We start from the raw sequence: 5,899 nt of genomic DNA, 5'->3' as shown, positions 1-5,899 counted from the left end.
AAAGGAGCATTTCATGCGTATATTCATACTAGAATAATCTATTTACTTGAAAACGTTCCTCAACAATCTGGCCCTTTAATGGAATATCATAACTGTTGTTTTAACCACTTAATTTTAAGTTGAAGAACTTTATTTTAACTTATCAGCTATCATTTTAAGATAACTTTTTTATTACTTATAATGCAAAATAGCGATTAAAATTGGTGCAAAATAACGTCTAAAGTGACATATTAGCTTGATAGACTCTCAATAACACCTATCAAAAATACATATTAAAAGAGGACAAAATATGATCTATGGATACGCCCGGGTTAGTACACAAGACCAAAACCTTGATACCCAAATCGAACAACTTACAAAATTTGGAGTAGACGAAGTTGTAAAGGAGAAAATCAGTGGTGTTTCTAAACAGAAGCAACAATTGGATGAACTTCTTTCCAAGATTACAACTGGAGATACCTTAGTTGTGACTCGAATGGATCGTCTTGGTCGAAACACTGTTCAGTTGTTACAGCTAGTTGAACAGCTTCGTGAAAGGAACATCCACTTTGTTATCCTTAATTTAGGAATTGATACAAGGACACCTACTGGTAAATTCTTTTTAACTGTAATGGCAGCATTTAGTGAGCTAGATCGAGAAATGATTAAAGAGAAGCAACGTTCAGGGATTAAATTGGCCAAGCAAAAGGGTAAATATCGAGGAAGAGTAAAAAAATATACGGATAAACATCCAGGAATGAACCACGCAATTGAATTACGAAATACAACAGATAAAACGGTAAAGGAGATATGTGCCATTACAAAGGTTAGTCAGGCAGCGTTTTATCGTAAGCTAAAGGAAATGGAGGAAAAAGAGGGGATATAACAGAATGTAAATTATTACCTGTGTGGCCCCTCAATCCTCGAATCGTTTCCGTACCCCTACTAGATGACCAAAATATAATACCTCAATTTTCAACTCTGGAAATGTCCTAATTACTAAGTCATCACAATAATCTAATCGATCTTTGACTTGTACAGATAAGTTTTTATTTATGTACATAATATCCTCTCAAAATGTTAGTTTACAGTTAGCATTACAAAATTATGGTATTGTTATTCATAATTATTTATGTTGGTTATAGTAAACATGTTATTACAAAGATTGACCAAATAATCTTTTGTTAATTGTAAAACAAAAAAGACAAGTTATTTAACCTGTCTTTCTCTTTCGATGAATTAATTACAATTTAGGTACTATAATGATTATTTATTAGCTTATATAAAGCCTATGATCCTTATCAGATTTATAAAAAGTTTTTCTTAATATTATCTGTTAACTCAGAAATGACCTTTTTCTTTTGTTGTTCAGGTGAATGAATAGTTAAAATTATCAAATCCACCAAATCAGGACTTTCTTTAGCTAATTCCTGCATGTAGTCATACCCGAAATCTTTCATGACCAGTAGCAATTTACTCATGTTACTGGAAACTTACATCTATCTTCTTTTTTACGTCCTTCGCCACTTTTGGCATTGTTATTTCAAGTATTCCATTTTTGTAGGTAGCTTTAACCCCATCATGTGAAACGGGGCTTGGAAGTGTTATCATACGTTGAAAACGACCTGTATAGCGTTCCTTTTTTAACATATTTTCTTCTTTTATTTCATTGGTACGCTTGATAGAACCACTAATGTTTAATCTGTTATTTTGTATATCAATATCTACATCTTCTTTCTTTTCAAGACCAGGTAAATCACATGTTGCCACAATCTCATTCTCAGTTTCATGAACATCTACTCGAATCCCACCTATACCATGTTCATTGTCAAACGAAATTGGTAATTCCGAAAAGAAACGATCGAATTCTCTTCTCATATTTGATAATTGTCTAAATGGATCATAAGGTACTAATGACATATTCAATCCTCCTTGTTTATTTTCAAAGATATTATTCCAATTTTGTATACGTTTATTCATAAATCCTTTATTTTACGTTCTGTACAAATGGATTCGTATCTGTACCAATTTTTAGAGTGTTTCTTTTAACACAACTTCCATAGAATTAACCCAAATAGCAGAATACAAACCCTTCAAGACCAATAATAATCTACTCAATCTCACATTCTATTTCCGTTTCATCTAATAAACTCACAACAATTCTTTCCCCTTCAAATACAGTCAACTTTCTAATCAATGTAAAATATAACTCCAAATCAAACTCTGTTATTGGCTCTGCTTTTTCAATGAGCTCAATAAACTGTCTTACTCTATATTTTTGTAAATAATCTTCACTATCTATGTTCTGCTGCCATTTTTCTAAAAAATAATCTTTGTTCTCTATGATGGCATAAAACGTGTTAATAAAAGCTTGGTATAAGACTTTATCGTCAATATGTTTGTTCTGACGTAAGCGTCAAACTATACCCACATGGTTTGACGCTTTTTTATATGCGATAATCTCCTAGAGATTACACATAATGGAGGTTTTGCTATATGAAGAGATCCGATCTTAGAGTTGAATGGGAAAAACGGATTGCTAACTATATGACAAGCGGACTAAGTGCTTCAAATTGGTGTGCAGCCAACGAGGTCAGTATTCATCAATTCTGGTATTGGAAGAAGAAGCTTAAAACAACCGAAGACACGTCAAATACCCCTTCACAATGGATTACATTAGAAATGGATGAAACAATGACAGACTCTCAATCTAACATAGTTGTTCATGTTGGTCACGTAGCGTTAGAGGTCAAACAAGGCTTTGATCCCCAGCTGCTTGTAGATGTGGTAAGGACACTTCAATCCATATGCTAAATGCATCAACGATTGAGAGTGTCTACCTCGCTCGAGGTAGCACGGACATGAGAAAATCCATTGATGGATTAGCTATCATCGTTCAGATGGAATTCAATCTAGATCCCTTTTCATCGAGTCTTTTTGTTTTTTGTAACAAGAAACGCGATAAACTCAAGATTCTTCATTGGGATACCAACGGATTTTGGTTGTACTACCGAAGACTCGAACGTGGAACATTTCACTGGCCATCTGATCATGGGAGCTTAGGTCCGTATAAAATCTCACGTCGCCAATTGAATTGGTTGTTAGATGGTTTATCATTAGAACAGACAAAAGCACATCCCGTCGTTTCTGCAAAAACTGTCGTTTAAACATGAAATTATGAGAGTAATCGGTTGGATCTTATAGTATAATGAAATCATGAAAAAGACAAAGAAAACAGCAAACACAACTCCTACAATTGAAGAACTTCTCGAGCGCGTTCAACTCTTGGAACAGAAAAACGCAGACTTAGAGGCGAAGCTAGAAAAGGAAAAAAGTGAATCTGAAGCCAAGATTAGTTGGTTACAAGAACAGCTTCGCCTTCATCAGTCTAAACGTTTTGGTGTATCTAGCGAAAAGGGCATTCCAGGTCAACTGGAACTAACTCTTTTTAATGAAGTTGAACAAGAAGCGGACCTCGCATCACCCGAACCTACCGTAGAAACCATCACCTACCGCCGTAAGAAGAAACGCGGCCAACGTCAGTTGATGTTAGAAAATCTGCCTGTGGAAACGATCGATTATCGTTTATCCGATGAAGAGCAGGTCTGTTCGTGTTGCGGTGGAAACCTGCATGAAATGAGTACAGAAGTCCGTCAGGAATTAAAATATATCCCAGCTGAAGTAAAAGTGGTGAAGCATGTGCGCCATGTTTATTCATGCCGCCATTGTGAACAGGAGGCCATTGAAACGCCGATCCAAACCGCGCCCATGCCGAAGCCAGTCATTGCGGGAAGTCTCGCATCTCCATCTATGTTGGCACATATCATGAGCCAAAAGTATGTAGAGGGACTTCCTATATATAGACAGGAAAAACATCTACATCGTTTGGGTATAACATTATCTCGTCAAACGATGGCTAATTGGATGATGTACGGAGCAGATCGTTGGTTAAGCAAGCTATATAGTCGGATGCATCAGCTCCTAGTTAAGCTTGACATTGTTTGTGCGGATGAGACAACTCTTCAAGTGCTTCAAGAGCCAGGTAGATCCGCTTCATCTAAATCCTATTTGTGGCTATACCGTACAGGTGTCGAGGGATCTCCCATCATACTATATGATTATCAAGAAACCAGAGCTGGAGAAAATCCAATGAACTTCTTAAAGGAATTCAAAGGCTTTCTTCAAGTGGACGGTTATGCCGGATATCATAAAGTAGAAAACGTAACACTTGTTGGTTGTTGGGCTCATGCCAGACGTGGTTTTACCGATGTCTTAAAAGCACTGCCTACAAATAGTATAAAACCAGTCGCTGCGACCGAAGGTCTCCAATTCTGTAATCAACTTTTCACGATTGAGCGAAAGTTAAAGGAATTAGAGCCGGAAGAACGGTATAAACAACGTCTAGAGCAAAGTAAACCAATACTAGACTCTTTTTTGTCATGGCTAAAAGTACAAGAACAACATGTGTTGCCTAAAAGTGGTCTCGGCAAAGCTATTACATACTGTCTAAACCAGTGGGATAAGTTAGTGGCATTTCTAGAGGATGGTCGATTAGAAATCGATAACAATAGAAGCGAAAGGGCTATTAAGCCAGTAGTGCTTGGAAGGAAGGCTTGGCTGTTTAGTAACACACCAAATGGTGCGAGAGCCAGTGCCATCATATACAGTATCGTGGAGACAGCGATCGCAAACGGATTGAATCCATATTACTATCTTCGCTATCTATTTGAGCAGCTTCCCAACTTGGATCTGACAGATCATGATAACCTTGACCAACTACTTCCTTGGTCAACGACACTACCAGTGTCTTGTATTTCATTTAAAAAACTTAACTAAATAATAACCCAGGCCCCATCTAAAACATAGGTGGGGTCTATTTGACGCTTACGTTCTGACAGCTTTTTTCACCTTTGACACTGTATTTTCCATTACATCTCCAGACAATTCTTCTAAGCCTTTCATCGGTAGAGTTCCATACCTTTCTTCCAAATGGGCTACCACAATGCCCACATCTCCGTTAATATTGTTTTTGGAACTCCTCCAAACGCTTCAAAGCTTTCCATCAAAAAGGATATTAGTACACTTTGTGACTTTGACATGGTTAGTCCATAAGACTTGAATCTTGAATTACCTAACACTAGTACCCCGACATTGACGTATATAATTTCCCCCTCTTTTGTTATGTATCTAATGTTCTCTTTCCAATCAAATTGTGCTTGTTCCCCGGGAGGGGTCTCAAAACGAACAACGGTCTTGTTCGCTTGAATTCTTTTTCCATCACTAAAGTATGCCTGGAATTCAGGTTTATCAGATATATAGCGTCGGAAAGATGACTGAGAACATTCTAACCCATGGTTATCTTTTAGATACTCCCATAGAATCCTCTTGTAGTAAAAGGTTTGTATAGATTCCTCTGAAAGTAGCTCAGATATAACGTTATATAAGTCATCTATTTTTGACTTTCTATTACGAGTTTTGCAAGAACTATTCCCATTTAAATATCGATCCACTGTCCTCCTATCTACACCTAATTCCCGCCCTAATCTACTTTTATTTATTTTCATATTTAGGCTCTACATTAGAAGCTTTAACTTTGGTAAATCTTCCAAACAATTAATTTCTATATCTGTACTTATATCTAGATGTACATGCATCCTCTTCACCTCAGTGTAAGTATGCATGTATGACACTAAACTGTACATTCTTATGTAATCATTTCTGTACATTATTAAATTAGCATTTATACTCGGTGTTATAAGTGAAAAATTAGGCTTTAGTTACTTCATTAAAGCGCCTGATTGTTGAAGACTAAAGTTTATATTCACCAAGAAATGCTCTTATCCTAACAAATTTTATTTAGGACTTACATGTATGCCTTCACTCTCTCGCCAATCTGCGTAAAGTATACGCTTTACATTAT

General features: G+C 36.4%; 7 protein-coding genes and 2 pseudogenes. 4 read left to right on the top strand and 5 right to left on the bottom strand.

Translation table 11 applies throughout. The features are described from left to right. Positions 1-289 precede the first annotated feature (289 nt). Complete coding sequence (locus tag QQZ16_RS23000) at positions 290-865, top strand: recombinase family protein (protein ID WP_031540329.1); 576 nt, start codon at positions 290-292, stop codon at positions 863-865. A 30-nt stretch (positions 866-895) separates the two neighbouring features. Here QQZ16_RS23000 and QQZ16_RS22995 read toward each other — a convergent pair whose 3' ends face one another. The 3 genes from QQZ16_RS22995 to QQZ16_RS22985 all read right to left on the bottom strand — a co-directional run bounded on the left by QQZ16_RS22995 (position 896) and on the right by QQZ16_RS22985 (position 1,899). Next, entirely contained in the window at positions 896-1,042 is a 147-nt protein-coding gene (locus tag QQZ16_RS22995; RefSeq protein ID WP_155986803.1) for a hypothetical protein, read from the bottom strand. A 244-nt stretch (positions 1,043-1,286) separates the two neighbouring features. Next, positions 1,287-1,460, bottom strand: coding sequence for a hypothetical protein (locus tag QQZ16_RS22990; RefSeq protein ID WP_192840933.1), 174 nt, complete (start codon positions 1,458-1,460; stop codon positions 1,287-1,289). Between the two features lies 1 nt (position 1,461). Next, entirely contained in the window at positions 1,462-1,899 is a 438-nt protein-coding gene (locus QQZ16_RS22985; protein WP_031540323.1) for an Hsp20/alpha crystallin family protein, read from the bottom strand. A gap of 576 nt (positions 1,900-2,475) precedes the next feature. On the opposite strand from QQZ16_RS22985, the gene tnpA reads away from it, so the two are divergent. Genes tnpA through tnpC form a run of 3 tightly spaced genes read left to right on the top strand, consistent with a single transcriptional unit; the run spans position 2,476 to position 4,815 of the window. After that, complete coding sequence (tnpA, locus tag QQZ16_RS22980; RefSeq protein ID WP_031540353.1) at positions 2,476-2,793, top strand: IS66 family insertion sequence element accessory protein TnpA; 318 nt, start codon at positions 2,476-2,478, stop codon at positions 2,791-2,793. After that, a complete protein-coding gene (tnpB, locus tag QQZ16_RS22975; RefSeq protein WP_031540354.1) occupies positions 2,787-3,146 on the top strand; it encodes an IS66 family insertion sequence element accessory protein TnpB in 360 nt (119 codons plus the stop codon). Before tnpA ends, tnpB begins: the two co-directional genes overlap by 7 nt. A gap of 49 nt (positions 3,147-3,195) precedes the next feature. Next, on the top strand, positions 3,196-4,815 hold the full coding sequence (gene tnpC, locus QQZ16_RS22970) for an IS66 family transposase (protein ID WP_048717388.1): 1,620 nt from the start codon (positions 3,196-3,198) through the stop codon (positions 4,813-4,815). Positions 4,816-4,852: 37 nt separating this feature from the next. On the opposite strand, the pseudogene QQZ16_RS22965 reads toward tnpC, so the two are convergent. Both QQZ16_RS22965 and QQZ16_RS22960 read right to left on the bottom strand, forming a co-directional pair. Continuing rightward, positions 4,853-4,939, bottom strand: a pseudogene (locus QQZ16_RS22965) (hypothetical protein); the annotation flags it as partial. Positions 4,940-4,991: 52 nt separating this feature from the next. Continuing rightward, a pseudogene (locus tag QQZ16_RS22960) lies at positions 4,992-5,633 on the bottom strand (IS21 family transposase); the annotation flags it as partial. Between the last annotated feature and the right edge of the window lie 266 nt (positions 5,634-5,899).

This window comes from Bacillus sp. T2.9-1 (assembly GCF_950097965.1).
Taxonomy (GTDB): Bacteria; Bacillota; Bacilli; order Bacillales; family Cytobacillaceae; genus Niallia; species Niallia hominis.
This window is presented reverse-complemented; position numbering and strand designations above follow the sequence as displayed.

Excerpts from the sequence above, each read along its gene's own strand:
- QQZ16_RS23000 (WP_031540329.1), top strand. The coding sequence starts at position 290 with ATGATCTATGGATACGCCCGGGTTAGTACACAAGACCAAAACCTTGAT.
- QQZ16_RS22995 (WP_155986803.1), bottom strand. The coding sequence starts at position 1,042 with ATGTACATAAATAAAAACTTATCTGTACAAGTCAAAGATCGATTAGAT.
- QQZ16_RS22990 (WP_192840933.1), bottom strand. The coding sequence starts at position 1,460 with ATGAGTAAATTGCTACTGGTCATGAAAGATTTCGGGTATGACTACATG.
- QQZ16_RS22985 (WP_031540323.1), bottom strand. The coding sequence starts at position 1,899 with ATGTCATTAGTACCTTATGATCCATTTAGACAATTATCAAATATGAGA.
- tnpA (WP_031540353.1), top strand. The coding sequence starts at position 2,476 with ATGAAGAGATCCGATCTTAGAGTTGAATGGGAAAAACGGATTGCTAAC.
- tnpB (WP_031540354.1), top strand. The coding sequence starts at position 2,787 with ATGCTAAATGCATCAACGATTGAGAGTGTCTACCTCGCTCGAGGTAGC.
- tnpC (WP_048717388.1), top strand. The coding sequence starts at position 3,196 with ATGAAAAAGACAAAGAAAACAGCAAACACAACTCCTACAATTGAAGAA.